Source organism: Zeimonas arvi (assembly GCF_008039575.1).
Taxonomy (GTDB): domain Bacteria; phylum Pseudomonadota; class Gammaproteobacteria; order Burkholderiales; family Burkholderiaceae_E; genus Zeimonas; species Zeimonas arvi.
The window spans coordinates 66,049-89,409 of the sequence record NZ_VDUY01000007.1 but is presented as its reverse complement, the minus strand read 5'-3'; the positions used below and the strand labels follow the sequence as shown (position 1 = coordinate 89,409).

The window sequence follows — 23,361 nt, the reverse complement described above, 5'->3', positions numbered from 1 at the left end:
CGCCAAGACTTCACCCCTGTCGCCTGTCCGGATCTACCGGCCTCGCGAACCCGCTTTTTCTTCTCAGGAGCGCGATGAGACTGCTGCCGCGCGGCATCCGCCTGCGAATCACCCTGTGCCTGCTCGCACTGCTGGTCGTGGTGCAGGTCGGCGCGTTCATGGTGATTCGGCACCTCGGTTCGCAGGCGGGGTTCGAGCGAACGGACCGCCAACTGGAAACGGTGCGCGACAGCGTGGAAGCGGCGCTGAGCGCCCGACAGGCTTCGCTCGTGCGGGCAGCGGGCGCGCTGGCTGCCAGTCCGGCGCTGCGCGAGGCCGCGCGCACCGGAAATGCGCGACGGGTCCAGGCCTTGCTCCAGACCGAGGGCGCGCGTGCCCACGCCGATCTCGTCGGGTTCGTATCCGCCGACGGCAACCTAGCGCTCACCGTCACCCGCGGAGCGATCGCGAACAAGGCCTTCCCGGGATCGCTCGCCCTGTCTGCGAGAGATCGGCCGGTGGTCGGCACGTTTGCGGATGCAGCGGGGGTCCCGCACCTGATTGCCGTCGCCCGCGCGCCCGGGAACTCCCCTGGCCACCGGATTGCGGTCGGCCTCGCGCTCGACGAGCGCCTGGCCGCGTCGCTGGGCTGGGCGCACGGCATCGAGGTGAGCGTCGCCACGCGGGAGCGCCAGGACTGGCGCATTGCCTGGACCACTGGCGGCGACGACCTCGAAGCGGTGACCGAGGCCGTCACCGCGGCCTTGGCACCGGGCCTCGGCGACGTCTTGCAGCTGCTCCGGCCGCGCACGCACGGCCTTCAGCAGATCGAGCTGCCACCGGGTGATTCGAAGTCGGCGATCGTGCTGCGCCAGCCGATCGGCGAACTCGAGCGATCGGTCGAGCCACTGCAGACCGCCTTCGCACTGGTGACCGGCGGCGGCATGCTCGTCTTCATGATCGGCAGCGCGCTGATCTCGGCGTCGATCACGCGCCCGATCCGCGAGCTCGCCGCCGCTGCCCATCGCGTGCGGAGCGGCGACGGGAAGGCCAGCTTCACCCTGTCGCGCCGCGACGAGATCGGCGAACTTGCCGCGAGCCTGGAGCACATGCGACAGGGCATGACGGCGCGCGAGCAGGAGGTGTCCCGGCTCGCTTACTCCGACACGCTGACCGGCCTGGCCAATCGCGCGTGTTTCGCTGCCACGCTCGAGCGAACCGTTGCCGACGCCTCGGCGAGCCGTGACGCCGGCGATGCGCACTTCGCGGTGCTGCTGATGGATCTCGACCGCTTCAAGTGGGTCAACGACACGCTGGGGCACGAGTGCGGCGACCAGGTGCTCGCCCAAGTCGCGGACCGCCTTCGGGACGCATTGCCGGGCGCACCCACGATCGCGCGACTGGGGGGCGACGAATTCGCGATTGTCGTCCGTTCGGCCGAGGGTCGGGCCGACGACATCGTCGCGAGGATCTCGCGCGGCCTCGAGTCGCCGATCACCCTGGCCGGCCAGACGGTCGACGTGAGCGCGAGCATCGGCATCGCGCACTTCCCGGAGCATGGACGAACGCCAAGCGAACTGATGCGGCACGCCGACGTGGCGATGTACGCGGCAAAGCGCCAGGGCGTTCCTTCATCGGTCTACGACCCGGGATTCGACACCAGCCGAGAGCATCACCTGTCACTGCTGTCCGAACTTCGCAATGCGCTCGACAGGCCCGAGTTGCGGTTGCTGTATCAACCGAAGATCTCGCTGCGCGAGGCTCCGGTCGTAGCGGCCGAGGTGCTGATGCGTTGGGAACATCCGACCCGTGGCCTTGTCACGCCCGACGACTTCATCCCGTTCGCCGAGAAGACCGGGTTCATCCGCGAGATGACGCAGTGGCTGCTGCAACGGGCGATCCGGCAGGCGGCCGTGTGGCGCCGCCAGGGTCGCGAGGTCGAGTTGTCGATCAACATCTCGGCTCGCGATCTCATCGATCAGCAACTGCCGCAGCGGATCGCCAGCCTGCTGACGCTCGAGTCGCTGCCCCCCAGGCTGCTGTGCCTGGAGGTCACCGAAAGCGCGCTGATCGAGGACCCGGACCGGGCCGCCGACACCCTGCAAGCGGTGCGCAAGCTCGGCGTGCAGGTTGCAGTGGACGACTACGGCAGCGGCTTCTCGTCGTTGACTTACCTGAAGCGCCTGTCGGTCACCGAGCTGAAGATCGACAAGTCCTTCGTGGCGGGCATGACGAGCAACGCGCACGACAGCGCCATCGTGCGCTCCACGATCGAGCTCGGTCACAGCCTGGGGTTGAGCGTGACCGCCGAAGGCGTGGAGACCGAGGACCAACTGACCTTGCTCGAGCAGATGGGCTGCGACAAGGTGCAAGGCTTCCTGTTCTCGCCGGGCGTATCGCGGGAACGATTCGAGGCCACGATGACCAGCGGGCCGGCGGGCGCCACCCCAGCCCTCCCGACTGCGCCTTTCGAGGCAGCGGCGCTCGCCGAAGCCGTCCACGATGCGCCGGCCATCGAGCGGCGCAGTGGGCACGGCCGCCCCGCGCGTCGGGCTCGGATGTCCGGACGCTGACCCGGACTCGCCCCCGCTCAGCCAAGCACGGCGGCGGAGCGGGACGCATCGCTCAGTGCGAACGCGCGAAGAGTGCGAAGCGCGCCAAGGCCGCCCCGTGCGCGGGCGCATCCGGGTGCATCGGGAACGGGGCCGAGGGCACCAGCCTGTCCGTCAGCGCCGGCACGGCCACGCGAGGAAGGCCCAGACGCTGGACACGAGCAGGACGTCGTCGACATAAACCAGCACCGGGACGAAGTCGGGAATCAGGTCGATCGGGCTCAACGCGTAGGCCACGACGACCGCGGCGATCGCCTTCACCGGCCACGGCGTGGCCGGATGCCCGAGGGCGAACCAGAGGGTGACGCCGTCGCGCTTCACCCGCCCCGCACGCGCCGCACCCCTTCGAATCCCAGGTGGTGCATGCATTCACGCAGAATCAGCAAGGCCGCGGCAGCGTCCCGACCTGCCGGAACGCCTGCGAGCATGCCCGTCCGACCGAGCGAGGCCGAGGCCAGCCGCTCGAAGACCGCCTCCACGTCGTCTCGTGCCAGCCGATCGCCTTCGGCCTGCAGGCCCAGGATTCCCAGCAACAAGGCGGCGTCGATCAGCAGTTCGCCGCGCGCCGCGTGAGCCAGACCGCTTGCCGCCAACGCGTCCTCGACGGCGTCGATCGCCTGCTCCAATTCGAACGACGTCGGCGGGTCGTGCCGGAAGATCCGCGCGGCGATGTCGCCGGCGCCCACCGCAATGACGACCTCGGGCGCCGTGCCGATCGCCAGCGTCGTTCGCTCAGGTTCGAGGCGCAGTCTCGTCGTGCCTGGGGGACTCATCGCGGCCTCCCTTTTCTTCACCGATCAACCCCATCTCGCGCAGCACTTCCGCCACCACCCGCAAACCATCGAGCGCCGCGGGAAAGCCCGCGTAGACGCTGCCGTGCAGGAAGACCTCGCGGATCTCCTCGGCCGTCAGGCCGTTGCGCACCGCCCCGCGCAGGTGCACGCGCAGTTCGTGCGGACGGTTGAGCACCGCCAGCATGGCCAGCGTGACCAGGCTGCGGTCGCGGCGCGCCAGCTCGGGCCGGGCCCAGACGGTGCCCCAGGCGTTCTCGGTCACCAGCTGCTGGGCGGGCCACATGAACGGGTCCTTGCGGGCCGCCTCGAACTGGCGGTCCACATGCTCGGGACCCAGCACCTCGCGCCGGATCTGCAGGCCCTTGTCGAATCGCTCGTCTGCCACCGCTCTCTCCTCTGTCAAGGAGCCGAGCGTAACGCATCGCTCAATGTGCGAGCGGATCCCGCTTCAGATGGCGCAGCCAGAACTTGAAGGCCAGGTGCTTCGCGAGCATTGCCGGGGGCATGCGCACCCAGTGCGATCTCACGAACAAGGCGAAGCGCGCGAGGGCCGCGCTGCCCGCAGGCGCATCCGGATGCACCGGGAACAAGGCCAGCGGCACCAGCCGGTCCATCAATGCCAGCACGACCGCCGGCGGCGCCGCGGCCTGCGAGGCGGCCAGCACCGCCTGCGGCACCGGCGCTGCCAACCAGCGCGTCGCGTAGCGCAGCGCGTAGAAGGCCGGCCGCGTGAGCCCCAGGCGCTCTGCCCGAGGCCAGAAGTCTCGCCAGAAGCCCGACTCGTGCTCGCCGAGATGCCCCAGCAGGTCGGCGATGTCCACCAGCTCGCGCAGCGCGTCTTCCATCTCGCCGCCGTAGAAGAGGTGGGTGGCCGAATGCAGCACCATGTCGATCGGCGCCAGCACGCGATAGCGCTGGTCCGGCACCTGCCGGGCCGATTCGAGCAGCAGGCGCGGATCGGGCCGCAGCCGGCCGGTGGGCATCACGATGCCGTGGTGCAGATCCACCTCGACCTCGCGCTCGGCGTGGATCATCGGCGGCAGCTCGTGCGCCCAATGGCGGTAATAGTGCTCGTCGTAGGCGCTCAGCTTGCCGGCCGCCCAGCCGCGCTCGGCGAGCCGCCGCTCGACCAGGCCGAGTTGCGCCGGGTCCACCATCAGGTCCACGTCGGCAAAGCTGCGGCCTGCCGCGTTGGGCGTGCCGAGCAGAAGGTAGGCGCAGCCTTTCAGCGCGATCGGCAGGATCTGGGAGTCGCCGATCGCCCAGGCGATCCGGTCGAGCTCCCAGCGCGCGGCCCTTTCTCGGGCCTCGGCCGAGACGAGCGCGCTGCGCAGGTGATCGGGCAACGGATGGGGCAGCGAGTCCATCAGCCCCTGTTCTCGCAGCCGGAAGGCGATGCGGCCGAGCAGGCGCGCGCGCCGCAGCAGCCGGATGGACAAGTCCAGGTCACGGGGCGACAGCATGGCAAGCGACACGGGATCGCGCAGCGCCGCGAGGACCCGCTGGCGCACGCCGTCGGGCGAGGCATCGGATCGGTCGGCGCTCATCGGGTCGGCGCTCATCGCATCACCGCTCGTCGCCGGCCGCCGCCTCGGCCTCGTCCGCCAGCCTCCCGAGCGCGGCGATCGCCTCCTCGAGCCGCGAATAGCGCAGCCTGAAGCAGCGTGCCTGCCCGACGATCTCGCGCAGCGCGTCGAAGGCCGGCTCGCCCAGCATCTCGTAGTTGAACGCGTTGGCGGCCATCAACATGAAGGCCTCGGCCTTCGGGATCTCTGCCAGGTCAAGCGGCGCCCCGGCTTCCCATCGAGGGAACACGACCCAGGCCGGGCGTGCGCCCTGCCCCTGTGCCGCCACGCTGTCGGCCGGCGGCTTCAGGTGCCTGACCGTGCCCTTGATCGTGCCGGGTATCGTGGGTCCGAAGACTGCCTCGGGGGCGAACGCGCCGAGCACCTCGATCGACGCGTTCTTGAGCGGCATCGGACGCGGCATCGGCACGATGCGGCCAGTCTCGGGCAGCACCAGCCCGAACTCGTCCGAGAACAGGCGCCAGCCGCGCACTGCCAGCGCCGCGCACAGCGTTGTCTTGCCGTGACCGGGCGCCGCCGGCATCAGCAGGGCGCGATCGCCGCGCGCGAGCACCGCGGCGTGCAGCATCAGATAGCGGTGGAAACGCAGCGCCACGATCAGGTTCACGCCCCACTCGAGCACCGCCAGCGCGTGTTCGAAAGGCATGTCGTCGTGCGGCTGCCGGCCGTCGACCGTGAAGCGCACCTTGCGCGCCCGCCAGGGCAGCAGCCGGGGCGCCTCGCGCAGCATCAGGTGGAAGCTGAAGACTCGCCCGCGATCCAGCAAGGGGTGGTCGGCATACAGCGTCTGGAGAGGCCCTGCGATGCCCGGCACCTGCACGCGGAACAGCCCGTCGAACGGACCGATGCGGAGGCCCGCGCCACCGCCTGCCAGGAGGCGCTCGAACTCGCGCGGCGACAGGTCGCCGACCCGCATGGCCGCAGCACTCACCGCCCGCGCACGCGCTGGACCAGACCCAGCGTCTCGAAGCGCAGCAACAGTCCGTTCAGCGCCGGATCGGCCTCGAAGGCCTCGCCGGGATTCGCCAGCATCTCACGCAGCAACGTGGCGCCGGCCTCGTTCAGGAAGTGGGTCTTGCCGGAGGTCCGGTGATAGAGGACGTGGCCGTCGCTCCAGTCCGCCCAGGCGAACTCGGCAGCCGGCGATGCGATCCAGCGTCCTTGGTCCACCGGGGCGCCGTCCGGGACTGGGTCCGGAACCGGCGAGGTCGCAGGCGTCAAATGTCCCTGACGACGATGTGATTGGCGAAGGAGCGCAGGGCAGTGGCCGAGACCAGCATGCCGCGGCCCTGCACCTGGACCTGCTGGAAGGCCTCGTTGGAGTTCGCTGGAATCCAGTCGCTTTCAACCGCCTTGCTCTGGCGCACCATGCCCGAGGTGCCCGGTTTGGCGCCCTCGGCGAGGGCCTGCCCGGCATCGCCGGCGGTCTTCTTGTAGAAGACGTCGCCGGTTTCGCAGACCTCCTGGGCGTAGGCCCGCTGGCTGCCGTTGGCGTCCTTGTAGTACTCGGCGCGGGAGTCGATCGTGGTGATCTGCGGCGCCGGGTTGTCGCCCAGGTCGTAGACGTTGGGCGCGACCTCCTGGCTGCCGCTCAGGTCCATGCACATGTGCTTGCCCTGCTCGTTGACCGGCGTGCCGTCGGCCTTGCTGATCAGGAAGCTCGAGCGCGCGGCCGCCGCGGACCCGCTGTGCAGGGTGAGGATGGTCGGCACGGCTGCCGCGGCGCCGCGCAATACCAGCCTGCGGCGGGCAGGCGCGACGCCCTTGGCGGTGGCGTCGCCAGCCGGGCGGTCCGCCCCCGTGGGCATCGTCTTGTCGTTGTCGTTTCTGGCCGTCATGGTCCTGGCCCTCCTGGAGCCGGCGATCGCAACCGCGGCGAACGCCTCGAGCCTCGGATCGACCTGTGCAAAGCAATACAGAACACCATGCAAGAATCCTGCCTGCTGAATACAATACTCTGTTCGATCAAAGGCTTACGTGAACGATGTCTCGATTCTAGCCCGACGTCGTAAGAACTGCCGACAATTGTGCCTCGTTCGGTGGGCCTGGCCTGCCGATACCTTACACGCAGCGGAGGCCGGCTGGCCCCCCGGAGCAGACCGATGGGATCCCACGAATCGCGCAACGAACCTGGCAGCGCCCCTGGCAGCGCCCCTGGCGACGACCCGGGCGAGTCCGTCCCGAGCGGCCCGCAGGGCCTGAAGAAGGGCCTGACCCAGTACGGCGACAGCGGATTCTCGCTCTTCCTTCGCAAGGCCTTCATCAAGGGGGCGGGCTACACCGACGCCGCGCTGGAGCGGCCGGTGATCGGCATCGTGAACACCGGCAGCGCCTACAACCCTTGCCACGGCAACGCGCCGCAGCTGATCGAGGCGGTGAAGCGCGGCGTCATGCTCTCGGGCGGGCTTCCGATGGACTTCCCGACCATCTCGGTCCACGAGAGCTTCTCGGCGCCCACCAGCATGTACCTGCGCAACCTCATGTCGATGGACACCGAGGAGATGATCCGCGCGCAGCCGATGGACGCGGTCGTGCTGATCGGCGGCTGCGACAAGACCGTGCCTGCCCAGCTGATGGGCGCCGCGTCGGCCGGCATTCCGGCGATCCAGCTGGTCACCGGCTCGATGCTGACCGGCTCGCACCGCGCCGAGCGGGTCGGCGCCTGCACCGACTGCCGCCGGTTCTGGGGCCGCTATCGCGCCGAGGAAATCGACGAGGCGGACATCGCGGAGGTCAACGACCAGCTGGTGGCCAGCGTGGGCACCTGCTCGGTCATGGGAACGGCGAGCACGATGGCCTGCATCGCCGAGGCGCTGGGCATGATGGCGCCGGGCGGGGCCTCGGCGCCGGCGGTGACCGCCGACCGGATCCGGGTGGCCGAGCGCACCGGCACGCTGGCCGTTCAGATCGCGCGCCGCCGGCTCACCATCGACCGGGTCCTCACCGCCGAGGCCTTCGAGAACGCGATGAGGGTCTTGCTGGCGATCGGCGGCTCCACCAACGGCATCGTCCACCTGACCGCGATCGCCGGGCGGATGGGTTTCGACGTGGACCTGAAGGCGCTCGACCGGATGAGCCGCGAGACGCCGGTGCTGGTCGACCTGAAGCCCTCGGGGCGGCACTACATGGAGGATTTCCACAAGGCCGGCGGCATGGCCACGCTGCTGCGCGAGCTGCGCCCGCTGCTGCACCTCGACGCGCCGACCGTCACCGGCCGCACGCTGGGCGAGGAGATCGATCGCGCCGGCCCGGGCTTCGCGCAGGACGTGGTGCGCCCGCTGTCGGACCCCATCTACCCGCAGGGCGGCATCGCGGTGCTCGAGGGCAACCTTGCGCCGGGGGGCGCCATCATCAAGCAGTCGGCCGCCTCGCCGGGGCTGATGGAGCGCGAGGGCCGGGCCGTGGTCTTCGAGAACATGGAGGACCTGGCCGCCCGCATCGACGCGCCCGACCTCGACGTGAACGCCGACGATTTCCTGGTGCTCAAGAACATCGGCCCCGCCGGCGCGCCGGGCATGCCCGAGGCCGGCTACCTGCCCATCCCGAAGAAGCTCGCCCGCGCGGGCGTGAAGGACATGGTGCGCATCTCAGACGGCCGGATGAGCGGCACCGCGGCCGGCACGATCGTGCTGCACGTGACGCCCGAGGCCGCCGCGGGCGGGCCGCTCGCCCTGGTGCGCAGCGGCGACCGCATCCGGCTCAGCGTGGCGAACCGCGAACTGAGCCTGCGGGTCTCCGACGAGGAGCTCGCCCGCCGCCGGGCCGAGCTTCCGGTCTCGCCGCCTTCAGCGGATCGCGGCTACCGCAAGCTCTTCCTGGAGTCGGTCCTGCAGGCCGACGCCGGCGTGGACTTCGACTTCCTTCGCGCGGCCGAACGCCGCGGCAGCCTGCCCCGCTCGGGCGGTTGAGCGCCACGATGAAACGCGCTGTCATGAAACGCACCGCCCTCGCCGCCTTGTTCGCCGCCGGCGCGGCTGCCGCCGTGCAGCCGCTCCCCGCCTCCGCGGCGCAAGACGCGATCGACGCCGAGAAAGTCTTCGCCACTCGCTGTGCGCGATGCCATACGGCGGACAAGGTCGCGACATCGATCGAAAAACGTCCACCCGAGGGCCGGGAAGCCTGGCTCGCGCAGTTCCTGGCCGGACACTTCCCGCCCGACGAGCCGACCCGCAAGGCGCTTGCCGAGTGGCTGCTCAGTCGTACTCGAAGCGCTCGCTGACGATGTTGCCCGCGGGCACCCCGAGCTCGCGAAGCTGCCGCGCCACCGCGCGCATCATCGCCGGCGGTCCGCAGACGTAGCAGCGCGCCTGGCCGGGCTCGCCGCGAAGCGCCTGCGCGATCGCCGCCCCGTCGGGCCGCCCCCGCCGCGTGAACTCTGCGAGGCCCGGCGGCGGTTCGCCTGCATCGACGCAGACCTGCAGGCGAAGGTCGATACGCTGGCGCAGGGCCGCCAGCCTGTCCGCATCGACCAGCTCGACCGCATCGGCCACCCCATAGACCAGGCTCACCGGTGGCCGATCGCCCTGCGCGGCCAGCTCGTCCAGCAAGCCGAGGATGGGCGCGATGCCGATCCCGCCCGCGAAAAGCGCAATGGACCGCGCGGCCGCGGCGCCGTCCGCCGTCTGCCCCGGCAGCGTGAAGTGACCGAACGGGCCATCGATCCAGGCGGGCGCGCCGACCCGCACGTCGGCCAGCGCCGTCGTGAAATCGCCGCGCGCCTTGATCAGGAATCGCAGCCCGCTACCTGCCCGAGGCGAGGACGCGATCGAGAACGGGTGGTCGAGCAGCGGAACGCGCGGCTGCCCGATCAGGACCCAGGCAAACTGACCCGCCCGCCAGTCGACGCGCTCGCCGCCGGCGGGCTCGAGCACGATCTCCCGGATGCCCTCCGCCAACTGCGCATTGCGCGCCACGCGCAGGGGCCGGCGCTTCATGCGCAGCGGCTTGACCAGGTGAACCCAGGACACCGCCGCCAGAGCGGCGGCCCCCAGGATCGTCCAGAACGCCGCCAGCAGCGGCCGGCTGCTGGTCACGCCCACCGTCAGCGAATGGTGCAGTCCCAGAGCCGCCGCCAGCACGGCGCCGCCCAGGTGGCTCGCGCGCCAGCGCTCGTAGCGCCAGGACAGACGCTTGCGACGGACGCCGAGCACCACCAGGGCCAGCAGCAGCACGAAGGCCGCCACGCCGGTCGCGAAGAACGAACTCGAGAGCACCATCGCCGCCGCGCCCAGCCACCCCGCCAGCGTGGCAGGACCGGCGCTCGCGACCGCCAGCGCTACGTGCGCCATGGCGAACAGCGCGAGCGCCCGGCCGGCCAGTTGGTGAAAGCGCATCGTCCGGTCGATGCCCGGACGGTCGGTGAGCCAGCCGAATCGCCCCGACGACAGGAATTGCAGCAGGAGCATCGCCAGCGCGGCGACGCCGGTCGCGCCGCCCAGCCAGCCGGCCAGGCCGCCGAAGATGTCCCGGTCCACGACGGTCGCCGCCGCCGGCGCGAGCACCAGGACTGCGTAAGCGGCCAGCAGCACGGGGGCGCCGGGCGCGCACGAGCCCCCGGCGATGCGTCGATCTCCGGGCGCGCGCGAATCCCTGGCCGTGTTCATCCCTGCGATTCTATGGGGCGGCCAGGGTGCCGGGATCGCGCTAAACTCGGCCCGAACACTTACAGGAAACTTCGATGAGCGAGTTGTGGCTTCACGACGTCGGCGACGACGTCACCCGCGAGGAAATCCAAAAAGGGTGCGCAGCCGCCAAGGCCCTGATCGAGTCGCGCGGCATCACCGTCGACCAAGCCTATGCGGCCGTGATGAAGCGCTCGAATCGCGAGTCCTTCGACCGCAACGCGGCCAAGGCCTGGGACGATGCCGAAGACGCCGCGCTGGGCGCGATCTTCGGCGACATCGACGACTGGCCCGACGACGCCGTGCTGGGCCTGGCCGACGAAGTCTGACGCGGCCCGCCGGGGAGGAGACCGTGGAACGTTCGTTCCGGGAAGAAATCCGACTGCTGGGCCTCGGCGAAGGCGAGGTCTTCCACGGCGAGGGCATCCTCGCGGTCACCAAGGCCCTGCTGCAGTCCGGCGTCAGCTACGTGGGCGGCTACCAGGGAGCGCCGGTCTCGCACCTCCTCGACGTGATGGTCCAGGCGCGCGACGAAATGGACGCTCTCGGCGTGCACGTCGAGGCCTGCACCAACGAGGCCTCGGCTGCCGCGATGCTCGGCGCCTCGATCATGTATCCGGTGCGCGGCGCGGTCACCTGGAAGTCCATCGTGGGCACCAACGTGGCCTCGGACGCACTGTCCAACCTGGCCTCGCCCGGCGTGACCGGCGGCGCGCTGATCGTGGTCGGCGAAGACTACGGCGAAGGCGCCAGCGTGATCCAGGAGCGCACGCATGCCTACGCCATGAAGTCCGGCATGTGGCTGATGGACCCGCGCCCCGACCTGCCTGCCATCGTCCGCTGCGTCGAGCAGGCCTTCGAGCTCTCCGAGCGGTCGAACACGCCGGTGATGATGGAACTGCGGATCCGCGCCTGCCACGTACGCGGCAGCTTCGTGGCCAGCGACAACCGCCGGCCCAAGGTGTCCACGCGCGACCTGCAGCAGGATCCGGCGCCCTTCGACTACGCCAAGCTCGCGCACCCGCCGGTCACCTATGGCCACGAGAAGCTCAAGTACGAGGTGCGGATGCCGGCGGCGCGCAAGTTCGTGGTCGACGCGGGCCTGAACGAGCTCTTCCCCGGCGAGCGCGGCGACATCGGCATCGTGGTGCAGGGCGGGCTCTACAACAACCTGATCCGCGCCCTGCAGCAGCTCGGCCTGGCCGACGCGTGGGGCCGCTCGCCGATCCCGATCCTGAACCTGAACGTGGTGTACCCGCTGGTCCCCGAGCAGCTCACCGCCTTCTGCGCCGGACGGCGCGGCGTGCTGCTGCTCGAAGAGGGCCAGCCCGACTTCATCGAGCAGGAGCTCAGCACGATCCTTCGCCGCGCCGACCTTCAGACGAAGCTGCATGGCAAGGACATGCTGGCGATGGCCGGCGAATACACCGCCGAGCTGATCCTGCGAGGGCTGCTGAAGTTCCTCGCGCTGCACGCGCCCGACGTGCGCCTCACTTCCGGTCAGGAGCTGGTAAGCGAGATCGACGACCTGCGCAGTCGCGCCGGCGCTGCCTTCGGCGGTCCGATACCTGCCCGCCCGCCCAACTTCTGCACCGGCTGCCCCGAGCGGCCGGTCTTCGCCGCGCTCAAGCTGGTGCAGCGCGAGATCGGGCCGATGCACATCTCGTCGGACATCGGCTGCCACTCCTTCGCCACCTTCGAGCCCTTCTCCTTCGGCAACTCGATCCTCGGCTACGGCATGAGCCTGGCCAGCAGCGCCGGCGTGCGCAACTTCTCCGCCCGCCGGCCGCTCGCGATCATGGGCGACGGCGGCTTCTGGCACAACGGCCTGCTCTCCGGCGTGTCCTCGGCGCTGCTCAACCAGGGCGACGGGGTGCTGGTCATCATGAAGAACGGCTACACCTCGGCCACCGGCACGCAGGAAGTGATCTCCACGCCCGCATCCGAGTCGCGCCGGGTCGCCGAGGGGGCGAGCGCCACCGGCACCGAGGTGACCATCGAGAACACGCTCAAGGGCATGGGCGTGAAGTGGCTGCGCACGGTGCACAACTACAGGGTGGCCGAGGTGCGCGACACGCTGCGCGAGGCGCTCACCTCCGACTTCGACGGGCTGAAGGTCGTGGTCGCCGAGGGCGAGTGCCAGCTCGAGCGCCAGCGCCGCATCAAGCCGCTGCGCGCGAAGATGCTGAAGGAAGGCAAGCGCGTGGTGCGAACCCGTTTCGGCGTGGACGAAGACACCTGCACCGGCGACCACTCGTGCATCCGGCTCTCGGGCTGTCCCACGCTCACCGTGAAACCCTCTTCCGATCCGCTGAAGGTGGACCCGGTGGCCCATGTCACCAACGGCTGCGTGGGCTGCGGGCTGTGCGGCGAAGTCGCCCACGCGGCCACGCTGTGCCCCTCCTTCTGGCGCGCCGAGATCGTCAGCAACCCGAGCGGCTGGGACCGCTTCATGGACCGCCTGCGCAGGCGCGTGATCGCGTGGTTCCAGCCGGCGGCGCGACCGGCGGCGTCGCGCGCCGCGTCCGGACAGGCAGGCTGATCCGGACATGAGCGCAAGCGTGTCGAGTTCCGTGCCCGCAGCGGGCGATGCGCCCTTCTGCATCCTGATCGCGGCCCTGGGCGGCGAAGGCGGCGGCGTGCTGGCCGACTGGATCGTGGGCTGCGCGCTGGCCCAGGGGCTGCCGGTGCAGGCGACCTCGGTGCCGGGCGTGGCCCAGCGCACCGGGGCCACCAGCTACTACATCGAGACCCTGCGCGCCCCGGCTGCGCCCGGTTCGCAGCCGGTGTTCGCGCTGAACCCGATGCCCGGCCGGGTCGACGTCGTGCTGGCCAGCGAGCTGCTCGAATCGGCGCGGATGATCGAGCGCGGTTTCGTGAGCCCCGCTCGCACCACCCTGATCGCCGCCCGCCACCGGGTCTACACCACGGCCGAGAAGATGCAGATGGGCGACGGCCGGTTCCACGACGCGCGCATCCACGAGGCCGCCGCGCAGTTCGCCCGCCGCTACCTGAGCCTGGACATGGAAGGCATCGCCACGCGGCACGGCACGGTCATCAGCGCGGTGATGTTCGGCGCGCTTGCCGGCTCGGGCCTGCTGCCCTGGTCGCGGGCGGTCTGCGAGGAGGCGATCCGGCGCGGCGGACTGGGCGTCGACGCGAGCCTGGCCGGCTTCGGCGCCGCCTTCGACGCGGCGGCCGGCGCCACGATCGAGTCGGCGCTCGCCGAGACGCCCGCCGCTGCACGGGCGGCTCCCGAGGTCTGGGCGCCGCTGATCGCCACGCTGCCCGAGTCGATGCATGCCTTCGCGGCCCACGGCGTCGCCCGGCTGATCGACTGGCAGGATGCCCCCTGGGCGCGCGAGTACGTGGACCGACTCGTGGCCCTCGCGGCCGCGGCGCCGGCCGAGTCCGCGGCCGCCCGCGACAGCCTCGCCGAGGCGGCGCGCCAGCTTGCACTGTGGATGAGCTACGAGGACGCGATCCGGGTCGCGGACCTGAAGACCCGGCCCGAGCGATTCGCTCGGATCCGGGCCGAAGCGCAGGCCGGCGACGACGACATCGTGCGCATCGTCGACTACCTGAAACCGGGTTCCGAGGAAATCGCGCAGATCCTGCCGCGCGCGCTCGGCAAGCGGCTGCGCGCCCGGGCCTCGCGCGGTGGCGGTTTGCCGCTGCTCGGCCGCGGCCTGCACATGTCGACCTCGCACGTGCGGGGCTATCTGGCGCTGCGCCTGCTGGCCGCGCTGCGCCCGCTGCGCCGCCGCTCGCTGCGCTTCCACGAAGAGCGCGAGGCCATGGGGCGCTGGCTCGACGCCTTGGGAAAGGCCCTGCCCGATGCGCCCGAGCTGGCGCTGCAGATCGCCGGCCTGCCGCGCCTGCTCAAAGGCTACGGTGACACCTGGGCCCGCGGCCGGGCAAGCTACGACCGCATCTTCGCGACGCTGGTGAGCCCGGCAATGGCCGAGCCGGCCGCCGGCCGCGACGTCCGCGATCGCGTCGGACAGATTCGCGATGCGGTCAGCGCAGCGCTGGCCGATCCCGAGGGACGCCGGCTCGAAGACACGCTTGCGCGCGCCGGCATCGAGCCGCTGCCCCCCAGATCCAAGCCGATCGTCTGGATGCGCAAGCCGCGCTCGGGTCCAGGCGACGGCAAGCGGGAAATCGGAGAGAATCCCGGCACGGCACCCTGAGAGGCGCCCGAGATCATCCGAACACCACGAGGAGACAAGCCCATGAACCGAAGCTTCCGCATCGCACGCATCGCCGCGGCCGTCATCCTGGCCGCCGGGACGACCCACGCGATGGCCCAGGACAAACCCGTCGAGTTGCGCTTCGCGCACTGGCTGCCGCCCACCCATCCGCTCGCCAAGACCGGCTTCGAGCCTTGGGCGAAATCGGTCGAAGCCGCCTCCAAGGGGTCGATCAAGGTCGTGTTCTTCCCCGCGCAGCAACTCGGCAAGGCGCCCGACCACTACGACATGGCGCGCGACGGGATCGCCGACATGACCTGGATCAATCCCGGCTACCAGGCCGGCCGCTTCCCGATGATCTCGGCCGGCGAGCTGCCCTTCCTGATGAGCAAGCCCGGCGGCGGTTCCGCCGCGCTCGACGCCTGGTACGCGAAGTACGAAGAAGCGGAGATGAAGGACGTCCGCATGTGCCTGTCGCACGTGCACATCGGCACCATGCACTCCAAGAAGCCGATCCTCGATCCGGCCGAGGTCAAGGGCATGAAGATCCGCCCGTCCAACGGCACCATCCAGGCCTTCATGACCTTGCTGGGCGCGACCAACGTGCAGGTCTCGGCTCCCGAGTCGCGCGACGCGCTCGAGAAGGGTGTCGCCGACGCGATCACCTTCCCCTGGCACTCGATCATCACCTTCGGTATCGACAAGGTGGTCAAGCACCACAACGATCAGCGCCTGTACGCATCGACCTTCAACTGGGTCATGAACAAGAGCTGGTACGACAAGCTTGGCCCGGCCCAGAAGAAGGTCATCGACGACCACTGCAACAACGAGTGGGCCGGCAAGGTCGGCGCCGCCTGGGGCGACGACGAGGACTCGGGCCAGCAGAAGCTCGAAGCCAAGGGCGGCCACACGATCCACAAGCTCACGCCCGCGCAGCACAAGGCCTGGCGCGACGCGGCGCAGCCGCTGTATACGAGCTGGATCGAGGCAGCCGGCAAGGCGGGCCACGACGGCAAGGCTGCGCTGGAGGCCCTGCGCGCGGAGCTCAAGAAGCAAGGCGCGCTGAACGAGTGATCGCTTAGGCGCCGACTGACCGGCGGAGGCGGCGCCGACACCGCGCCCTTCCGCCGCACCCACTCGTCCCTGTCCCGCATCTCCATGAAGCGATTCCTGTCGGCGACCGAGAGCACGGCCGCGTTCTTCCTGTTGCTGATCGCGCTGCTCACCGCGGGCAACGTGGTGCTGCGCGACCTGCTCAGCATCCAGATCCCCGACTGGTTCGACGGCACCAAGCAGTTGCAGGGCATCGCGCTGTTCTGGGGGATCGCGCTGGCCACCTGGCGCGGCTCGCACATCTGCGTGGACATCGTCTGGGAGCACCTGCGCCCGCCCGGCAGGCGGCTGATGGACATCGTCGCCACGACGATCGCGCTCGCCTTCCTCGCACCGATGGCCTGGATGATCTGGGTGAAGGTCGGCAGCACCGGCGGGCAGACGACCTCCGACCTCAGGCTGCCGCTGACCTGGTTCTATGCGGTGGGCGCAGTCGGCGCCACGGTGGCAGCCATCCTGGCCGCGGCGCGCCTGCTTGCGCTGGCCCGGCGCCGGCCGCCCGAAGACGATGAACACCTCGCGTCGGAGCTGCGCGCGTCCGCCTCGGGCACGGAGGCCGGCCATGGATCGTGACCTGGTCGCCCTGTTCGGCTTCGTCGGCATGTTCGCGCTGATGGCGCTGCGCGTGCCGATCGGCATCGCCATGGGCATCGTGGGCGTGGCCGGCTTCGCCTCGCTCACCAGCGCGAAGACCGCGTTGAACCTGCTGTCGAACGTGCCGCTCTCGGTGCTCACCGACTACAACCTGAGCGTGATCCCGATGTTCGTGCTGATGGGCGCCTTCGCCTCGCACGCGGGCATGAGCCGGGAACTGTTCAACGCCGGGCTCGCCTGGCTGGGCCATCGGCGCGGCGGGCTGGGCCTGGCGGCGGTCGCTGCCTGCGCGGGCTTCTCGGCCATCAACGGCTCCTCGGTGGCCACCGCGGCCACGATGACACAGGTGGCGCTGCCCGAGATGCGCAAGGCCGGCTACGCGCCGGGCCTGTCGGCCGGGGTGATCGCCGCCGGGGGCACCATCGGCATCATGATTCCGCCCTCGGTGATCTTCGTGCTGTACGGGATCATGACCGAGACCGACTTGTCGAAGCTCTTCGCGGCCGGCGTGGTGCCCGGGCTGCTCGCGGTGCTGGGCTATTTCATCGTCATCCAGATCATCGGCTGGCGCAGCCCGGAATCCATGCCGCGCGGCGCGCTTCACAGCTGGGGCGAGCGCTTCGCCACGCTCCGGCAACTGTGGGCCGTGATCCTGCTGTTCGCCTTCGTGCTCGGCGGCATCTACGGCGGCTTCTTCACCGTGCAGGAGGCCGCCGGCATGGGCGCCACCGGCACGCTGCTGATCGGGATCCTGCGCGGCCGCCTGCGGGGCCCCCAGATACGGGCCGCTCTGGTCGACGCGCTGCGCGTGTCCTCCGCCATCATGCTCATCGTGGTGGGCGCCTACCTGTTCGGCTACTTCCTGACCATCACCCAGTTCACGCAGAAGGCGGTGGACCTGCTGGTCAACCTGCCGATCGGCGCCTACGGCGTGCTGGCGCTGGTCATGGTCGGCTACCTGATCCTGGGCGCGGTCATGGACGAGCTGGCGATGATCCTGCTCACCGTGCCGATCGTGTACCCGGCGATGATGCACCTGGGCTTCGACCCGATCTGGTTCGGCGTCATCATCGTGATGGCTGTGACCTTCGGCATGATCTGCCCGCCGGTCGGGATGAACGTGTTCGTCATCAACTCGATCGCGCGCGACGTGCCGCTCGGGCGGATCTACGCCGGCACGATGCCCTTCATCGCGATCGACGTCGTGCGGCTCGTGCTGCTGTGCGCGTTCCCGATCCTCTCCCTCTGGCTGCCAGGAACCCTCGATCGCTGAGCGGGGCCGTTCGACCAGGCGGACCGCGCGTCGCGCCGGTCAGTTCGGCCTGGCCTCGGGCAACCCGCCCGCCACCTGCCTGTAGACCTCCTCGGCCAGGGCGAGCATCGCCGCGCGCTCGAGCTGCCCCGCGAGCGCATAGCCGAATCGCCCGTCCACCCAGTAAAAGGCCGAGACTCCGCCCTCGGTCTCGAATCGAAACGCGGTGTCGCGCGACGCCGACCCGGCGTCCGCAAGGTAGAGCGTGATCCGCGCGCCGGTGGCGTCCTCGTACATGAACTGTGCGCGCGCGCCGTCCTCTCCCGGGAGCAGGCGCCCGCCCACCAGCGACCAGCCGGCGGCATCGAGCGAAGGAACGGTCAGGCGCGCCCCGAGGCGCTTGGACAACCATTGAACCAGGTGCTCCTGCTGCGCCGCGGCCACTTCGACCGGATGCCGGACCTCCGGAACGAAGACCGCGTGCGCGGCCACCGCGTCGCGAACGAACCCGGGCGGCGCGCCTCGATCGGCCGGCAAGCCGACATCCGGACCCGTTGCCAGCGTCAGGGAAGCGGGCGGCGCGAGCCACGCATGCGACAGCCAGCCGGCCGACCAGGCGAGCGCGGCGAGCGACGCCGCAGCCAGCCAGAACCTGGCACCGCCGAACCTTGGACTGGCGAACTTGGGCCTGGCTAACTTTGGACCACCGAACGCTTGACCGTCGGCCTCTCGACCGCCGGCCTCTCGACCGTCGGCGCTCATGGCCGCGGGAGCACCCCGCGCCGCATCGAGCAGACACTGCGGCACGGGCTCCTCGAGGACCTGCTTTCCGAGCCCGGCGAGCGCCCTCGACTGCGAGCGCCAGGCGAGCGCCTCGTCGCGCGCCTCGGCATCCTGCGCAAGCCAGCTCTCCACCCGGCTGGACTGTTCGCCAGTCGCGCGCTCGTCCACCCACGCCAGAATGTCGTCCCTGTCAGGTCGATTCGTCACCAGTTCCACTCACTTCAAGACGGTCACCTTGGCTGCCGCGGGCCGGACCGCCGTCGGCTCGAGCAGCTCGCGTAACCGGGCTCGCCCCCTGAACAGCCGCGACATCACCGTGCCTACCGGCACGCCGACCGCTTGCGCGACCTGTTCGTAGGACATGTCCTCGAAGGCGACCAGCAGCAGGACCTGCAACTGCGCCTCGGGAAGCAAGCGCAGAGCCCGTTCCAGGTCCCTCGTCGTACCCCAGTCGAGAGCGGGATCGCCGTTCGATGCGCATGAATCGGCAGCGCCATCGTGATCCCCGCCGAGCGGGCTCTCGAAGCGATACCGAGGGCGGCGGGTCTCGCTCACGAACACGTTATGCATGATCGCGAACGTCCAGGCCCTGAGGTCCGAGCCCGGCCGCCACTGCGAGATCCTTGCGCAGGCACGCTCCAGCGTGTCCTGCACCAGATCGTCGGCAGCGGCCGGGTCGGGGCACAGCACCCGCGCGTAACGGCGCAGGCGCGGAATCAGCGCAACCAGCTCTTCATGGGCGAGCGACACGCCAGACACCGTTGAACCCTTCCCCCGTGCGATCCCCCGGCTTCTGGTCGCGAACCCAGAAGTACAGGGGCTTGCCCTTGTAGGCCCACTGCGCGGAACCGTCGTCGCGGGCGATCACGGTCCAGTCGCCGGCCGACTTCCCGCCGGCCGCCTTGAGCGGAGGCCAATTCACCGCGCACTGCCCATTACACACGCTCCGCCCGGAACCCGCCTGGTCCCGGTCGAAGGTGTACAGGGTCATCCCGTTCTCGCCCACGAGCACGCCGTCCGAGACCCTTGCCGGTGCGTTGCTCATTGTTCCCCAACCGGCGCACGCCGTCATCAGGGCCGTCGTTGCAAGGGCAGCTGTCAACCTGAGCATCGTCATTCCTCCCATGGAGCAGGCCGCAGGAGACGGCCTTGGAGGGCAAACGCCGGAGAGCGGCGAAATATTCCGGGCGCAGCACGAGCCGGCTGTTCCGCTCGCGGCGCGAGCCCCGTGGGCCGGCTGTGCCATCATCGCGACGGACAACGAGACCCCCCGAGCAGCGATGACCACCCAGCGCCCTCCGCGCTCCGCGGAAGAACAAGCACGACTCGACGACACGTACCGCGAGTTGTTCGAGCGGATGATCGCCTTCAACCAGCTGCTCGGCATGAAGGTCGGCACGCTCGACCCCGACGGCTCGACGATCCGGTTCGACATGCGGGCCGAACTGATCGGGCACTACCCCACTGGCCGCCTCCACGGCGGCGTCATCGCATCCGTACTCGACGCAACGGGCGGTCTCGCGCTGATGTGCGCGATCGCCGACAAGCACAGGGATGAATCGGCGGCGCAGGTCATGACCCGCTTCGGCCGGTTCGGCACGATCGACCTGCGAACCGACTTCCTTCGCCCCGGGATCGGCCAGCACTTTCTTGCCACCGGGCGTGTGACCCGACTCGGCGGCCGGATCGGGTCCGCGCAGATGACGCTGGAGAACGAGGCGGGCACACTGATCGCCACCGGCTCTGCGGCTTATCTGGTGGGTTGAAGGGGCGGGATGGAGTTCTCAAGCGCGATCTCGAAGTTCGCACTTAACGCCTCACACGGACGTCAGGCACGCATCCAATTCCGCCCGCAATCTCTCTGCATGTATTGGCTTTGAAACGGCGCGAACCTGCAGTTCGCTCAGCCTCTTTTCATCAATGGATGGGATCTGTCCAGAGAAAATTATTGCCGGGGTCACGCGCCCCTGCTCTCCCCGAACCTCTCGAATCAAATCCAATCCGTCCAGCGCGGCGTCAAACCCGAAGTCTGAAACCACTAAGTCAAACAAACGCTCCGCGCGCCTGGCAAGTGCTAGCGCGGCTTCAGGGGACGCCGCCGCATCAACGAGCATCCCCCATCCTTTTAGCGTTTCAATGAGTGCCGACCTTACCAACGGATCATCCTCTACGAGCAAAACGTACACGCCTCGAAGGTTTCTTTCCTTCTCCTCCAATTCATGGCCGCATCCTCGCGCTAGCGTCTCCTCGCAATTACAAGCCGAACTGTGCAAACCGGACCAAGCCGACTCTCCAACGGCACGTTCAATTGTGGGTGCGAGCGGCACCCATACATCGAACCGCGTTCCTTCTCCTAACGCGGATCTTAGGAAAATAGAGTGCCCCGGGAGCCGCGCGATCGTGTCCCGGACGATCGAAAGGCCGAGACCATAGCCGCGATCACGGTCACGTTCCGCGTTATCGATTTGGAAATACTCGTCAAATACACGATGATGATGATGCTTGGCGATCCCGATCCCATTGTCTCGAACAGTAATTCGAATCCGAGAGCCGAATCGAATCGCGCGAACGGCGACCCAACCACGACCATCCTCTGACGTAAACTTCAGTGCATTGCTAACTAAATTGGCAAGGACATCTCCCAAGCGCGCGCCATCCGTCATCAGTGTCAAATTCCCACGGCGCGGCAAAGCCACTTCGAACCTGATTTTTCGCTCAAGCGCAGGTCCAGAATAAACTCCTACGAGCCGGTCTAGAATAGCGCACAAATCGACCTGTGTCGGGACTAGGACTCGCTCCTTGTCATTTAGATCCGCAACAACCGACAAGCGTGAAAGGTTATCGGTAATAGCTCCAACGCACTCTCTGACTTTTCCCAGCAGGGGCATGCAACTCGGAGCGCATTCCTCGATATGCGCAGTAAGCCGTTCAAGGTAAAGGGTTGCACTTGCAGCTGGCTGCCTTAGATCATGATTTACTGCCGCCATCAAGAGCGATTTCGCGGCGCTTGCATCACTACTAGCTTGAGCGCTGGCTGCGAGCTTCTCTCTCGCTTCAACAAGCGCAATTTCCCTATTGAAGCTCTCCCGCTCCCTATTTTCTATCTGCGCGCTCAACAAGCACCCCGAGACGTTTGCGGCAGCCAGATAAATAACCAGAGCCCGACCATAGTCATCGCCATTCGAGATCGCCGCTGCAATCGCGATCGCAGACGATACAGAGCAAATTGTGAACATTAGTACAACCGGGAGTCTGGTGAATCCGTAGACGAGAAAACAAGTCAAGCACATCGCGACAGTGAGACGCCCCGACCGGGGAAATTCTGCGTCGGTTGGCAGATATCCTAGAAGCGCAACCGTGAAGCAGGCCAAAGTGGCTGGCACCCCAACCACAAATAGATAGTTGCGAACTGAGAATCTCGGCAGAAGCCAAAGGACTAGGCATGACGTTGACAATAACCCACCAATGCCCAATCGAACTAGTTGCCTGGAATGCTGGTTGATATCTCGAGCCTCATCGCCAATCATTAGGACCACAAAAGAGAACGCCATTAGAGCGCCCGCGAGTGACGCGGCAAGTGCAAAACGTGCGCCACTTCGTCGAAATTCCTGAAGAAAGGCGGACTCCTGGTCGGCGTCGGGAAACTTTCGTGGATACAAGCGATTCCCCTGCATTGAGCGCACTAGAATTGACGACGACTCCAAGCGGGCTCACGAGACATGTGAGCTGACAAGGGTCTCTTACCCCTTGGCAACCGCCGGCGATCGGCTCGAATGTAGTTTTTCTGCAACAAGCCGAAGTCCAGGCCAAGTTACCGGCAAGGTGCCCCAGATGCCTTAGTGACATACAACACACACATCTGCAATCATCCGAAAGTCTTAGTTGAGGGGATGCTCCCAAGGCTGCTGGACCTTGGGAAGTACTTTTGCGCAACCGGAGAGCCTCAGAAGAATGAATGTCGACGTGAACGTACTGGAGACTCTCCCCCACGATGTTGCTGGTTCGAGGGCTCTCGGATCTCAGGTTCTCACTATCAGCGATGAAGACCTCCACTCCTCGCGGGGCATCCCAGTCCATGCGCGCGGCATCAACCTGCCGTTCACTGTGCGACTGGCTCGGACCGAGGAACATCTCCTAAAAGCGGTTCAAGTTCGCGCTCAAGCCTTCCTTCGCCATGCCCCGCAGTTCGGCGCCCGATTGCTGCAACCGGAAGAAGCTGATCGCACCCGTGGGAACGTGGTTCTTCTCGCGGAATCAAAGAGCACCGGCGAGCCCGAGGGCTCAATACGCATCGAGACAAACCTTAATTTTCGGACTGAACTCGAAGCTGTAGTTCGACTGCCCGACTTCCTTCGCGACAAGACAATTGCCCAAGTTGGCCGCCTTGGAGTCAAGGCAGGGCCCACTGGAACTCTGGTGAAACGTGCTTTGTTTAAAGCTCTTTATCGCTTTTGTCTTGCCACCCAAATTGACTACATGCTTGTCGCGGCGCGCACACCCGTTGACCGCGAATTCATGAAACTTGGATTCCGAGAAGTATTTGACCATCCAACCTTACTGAGCTTTCCGAGTCAAGGAAAGAAGCATCTTCGGCTTTTCGTCTTTGATGTTCCCGCCGGGGAACGAACATGGCGGGACGCCCAGCACCCGCTCTATAAATTTATGATCGAGGACTTCCACCCGGACATCGAGATATTCTCATCTGTTCGAGGAATGTGGGCGATGCCACGGTCGAAGAGAACGCGCGAGGGTCGCATTCCCGAAGTGCCGGCGACACTCGACATACCCGTCGTGTAGGACGCCAGTCACGGTCTGCAACGCCTCCCGCACCATC

The 23,361-nt window shown here is 68.1% G+C and carries 22 protein-coding genes and 1 pseudogene; 11 read left to right on the top strand and 12 right to left on the bottom strand.

Annotated elements, in window-relative coordinates; genetic code table 11:
- Nucleotides 1-74: 74 nt before the first annotated feature.
- Nucleotides 75-2,552: a putative bifunctional diguanylate cyclase/phosphodiesterase gene (locus tag FHP08_RS15980; protein WP_147705492.1), complete on the top strand. Its 2,478-nt coding sequence runs from the start codon at nt 75-77 to the stop codon at nt 2,550-2,552.
- Nucleotides 2,553-2,735: 183 nt separating this feature from the next.
- Here FHP08_RS15980 and FHP08_RS18795 read toward each other — a convergent pair.
- From FHP08_RS18795 to FHP08_RS15945, 7 genes and pseudogenes are all read right to left on the bottom strand, one after another.
- Nucleotides 2,736-2,960, bottom strand: a pseudogene (locus FHP08_RS18795) (YkvA family protein); the annotation flags it as partial.
- A complete protein-coding gene (locus tag FHP08_RS15970) occupies nt 2,909-3,277 on the bottom strand; it encodes a hypothetical protein (protein WP_147705490.1) in 369 nt (122 codons plus the stop codon). The gene FHP08_RS15970 and the pseudogene FHP08_RS18795, both read right to left, overlap by 52 nt.
- A 46-nt stretch (nt 3,278-3,323) precedes the next feature.
- On the bottom strand, nt 3,324-3,770 hold the full coding sequence (locus FHP08_RS15965; protein ID WP_147705489.1) for a carboxymuconolactone decarboxylase family protein: 447 nt from the start codon (nt 3,768-3,770) through the stop codon (nt 3,324-3,326).
- Nucleotides 3,771-3,810: 40 nt separating this feature from the next.
- Nucleotides 3,811-4,947 (bottom strand): nucleotidyltransferase domain-containing protein, encoded by a 1,137-nt coding sequence (locus FHP08_RS15960; protein ID WP_147705488.1) that lies wholly within the window; start codon nt 4,945-4,947, stop codon nt 3,811-3,813.
- Nucleotides 4,948-4,951: 4 nt separating this feature from the next.
- On the bottom strand, nt 4,952-5,887 hold the full coding sequence (locus FHP08_RS15955) for an HprK-related kinase A (RefSeq protein ID WP_147705487.1): 936 nt from the start codon (nt 5,885-5,887) through the stop codon (nt 4,952-4,954).
- 11 nt (nt 5,888-5,898) lie between these two features.
- Complete coding sequence (locus FHP08_RS15950) at nt 5,899-6,141, bottom strand: hypothetical protein (protein WP_147705486.1); 243 nt, start codon at nt 6,139-6,141, stop codon at nt 5,899-5,901.
- Between the two features lie 47 nt (nt 6,142-6,188).
- On the bottom strand, nt 6,189-6,809 hold the full coding sequence (locus tag FHP08_RS15945; protein ID WP_147705485.1) for a hypothetical protein: 621 nt from the start codon (nt 6,807-6,809) through the stop codon (nt 6,189-6,191).
- Nucleotides 6,810-7,073: 264 nt separating this feature from the next.
- Between FHP08_RS15945 and FHP08_RS15940 the strand changes: the two genes are divergently transcribed.
- A complete protein-coding gene (locus FHP08_RS15940; protein WP_147705484.1) occupies nt 7,074-8,879 on the top strand; it encodes an IlvD/Edd family dehydratase in 1,806 nt (601 codons plus the stop codon).
- A gap of 23 nt (nt 8,880-8,902) precedes the next feature.
- Nucleotides 8,903-9,190, top strand: coding sequence for a hypothetical protein (locus FHP08_RS15935; protein ID WP_147705483.1), 288 nt, complete (start codon nt 8,903-8,905; stop codon nt 9,188-9,190).
- Here the strand turns inward: FHP08_RS15935 and FHP08_RS15930 are convergent.
- Nucleotides 9,165-10,574: a ferredoxin reductase family protein gene (locus FHP08_RS15930; RefSeq protein WP_147705482.1), complete on the bottom strand. Its 1,410-nt coding sequence runs from the start codon at nt 10,572-10,574 to the stop codon at nt 9,165-9,167. The two genes, FHP08_RS15935 and FHP08_RS15930, sit on opposite strands and share 26 nt — an antisense overlap.
- Nucleotides 10,575-10,648: 74 nt before the next feature.
- Here FHP08_RS15930 and FHP08_RS15925 point away from each other — a divergent pair, with 74 nt between their 5' ends.
- The 6 genes from FHP08_RS15925 (at nt 10,649) to FHP08_RS15900 (ending at nt 17,765) form a co-directional block, all read left to right on the top strand.
- Nucleotides 10,649-10,921: a hypothetical protein gene (locus FHP08_RS15925; RefSeq protein WP_147705481.1), complete on the top strand. Its 273-nt coding sequence runs from the start codon at nt 10,649-10,651 to the stop codon at nt 10,919-10,921.
- A gap of 23 nt (nt 10,922-10,944) precedes the next feature.
- Nucleotides 10,945-13,134, top strand: coding sequence for a thiamine pyrophosphate-dependent enzyme (locus FHP08_RS15920; RefSeq protein WP_147705480.1), 2,190 nt, complete (start codon nt 10,945-10,947; stop codon nt 13,132-13,134).
- A gap of 7 nt (nt 13,135-13,141) precedes the next feature.
- On the top strand, nt 13,142-14,785 hold the full coding sequence (locus FHP08_RS15915; protein ID WP_147705479.1) for an indolepyruvate oxidoreductase subunit beta family protein: 1,644 nt from the start codon (nt 13,142-13,144) through the stop codon (nt 14,783-14,785).
- 42 nt (nt 14,786-14,827) lie between these two features.
- Entirely contained in the window at nt 14,828-15,859 is a 1,032-nt protein-coding gene (locus FHP08_RS15910; RefSeq protein ID WP_147705478.1) for a TRAP transporter substrate-binding protein, read from the top strand.
- An 84-nt stretch (nt 15,860-15,943) separates the two neighbouring features.
- Nucleotides 15,944-16,471, top strand: a complete 528-nt coding sequence (locus tag FHP08_RS15905) for a TRAP transporter small permease (protein ID WP_147705477.1) — start codon at nt 15,944-15,946, stop codon at nt 16,469-16,471.
- Complete coding sequence (locus FHP08_RS15900) at nt 16,461-17,765, top strand: TRAP transporter large permease (protein ID WP_147705476.1); 1,305 nt, start codon at nt 16,461-16,463, stop codon at nt 17,763-17,765. Before FHP08_RS15905 ends, FHP08_RS15900 begins: the two co-directional genes overlap by 11 nt.
- A gap of 39 nt (nt 17,766-17,804) precedes the next feature.
- On the opposite strand, the gene FHP08_RS15895 is transcribed toward FHP08_RS15900, so the two are convergent.
- Genes FHP08_RS15895 through FHP08_RS15885 form a run of 3 tightly spaced genes read right to left on the bottom strand, consistent with a single transcriptional unit; the run spans nt 17,805 to nt 19,638 of the window.
- A complete protein-coding gene (locus tag FHP08_RS15895) occupies nt 17,805-18,743 on the bottom strand; it encodes an anti-sigma factor family protein (RefSeq protein ID WP_222707915.1) in 939 nt (312 codons plus the stop codon).
- Nucleotides 18,744-19,277, bottom strand: a complete 534-nt coding sequence (locus FHP08_RS15890; protein ID WP_147705475.1) for an RNA polymerase sigma factor — start codon at nt 19,275-19,277, stop codon at nt 18,744-18,746.
- Nucleotides 19,261-19,638: a COG4315 family predicted lipoprotein gene (locus tag FHP08_RS15885; RefSeq protein ID WP_407704043.1), complete on the bottom strand. Its 378-nt coding sequence runs from the start codon at nt 19,636-19,638 to the stop codon at nt 19,261-19,263. The genes FHP08_RS15890 and FHP08_RS15885 overlap by 17 nt, the downstream gene beginning before the upstream one ends.
- A 169-nt stretch (nt 19,639-19,807) precedes the next feature.
- Between FHP08_RS15885 and FHP08_RS15880 the strand changes: the two genes are divergently transcribed.
- Nucleotides 19,808-20,293, top strand: a complete 486-nt coding sequence (locus FHP08_RS15880) for a thioesterase family protein (RefSeq protein ID WP_147705473.1) — start codon at nt 19,808-19,810, stop codon at nt 20,291-20,293.
- 51 nt (nt 20,294-20,344) lie between these two features.
- Here FHP08_RS15880 and FHP08_RS15875 read toward each other — a convergent pair whose 3' ends face one another.
- The gene (locus FHP08_RS15875) at nt 20,345-21,643 is read right to left on the bottom strand and encodes a hybrid sensor histidine kinase/response regulator (RefSeq protein ID WP_187272333.1); all 1,299 of its coding nucleotides are present in this window, start codon (nt 21,641-21,643) and stop codon (nt 20,345-20,347) included.
- A gap of 835 nt (nt 21,644-22,478) precedes the next feature.
- Here FHP08_RS15875 and FHP08_RS15870 point away from each other — a divergent pair.
- The gene (locus FHP08_RS15870) at nt 22,479-23,324 is read left to right on the top strand and encodes a hypothetical protein (RefSeq protein ID WP_147705471.1); all 846 of its coding nucleotides are present in this window, start codon (nt 22,479-22,481) and stop codon (nt 23,322-23,324) included.
- Nucleotides 23,325-23,361 lie beyond the last annotated feature (37 nt).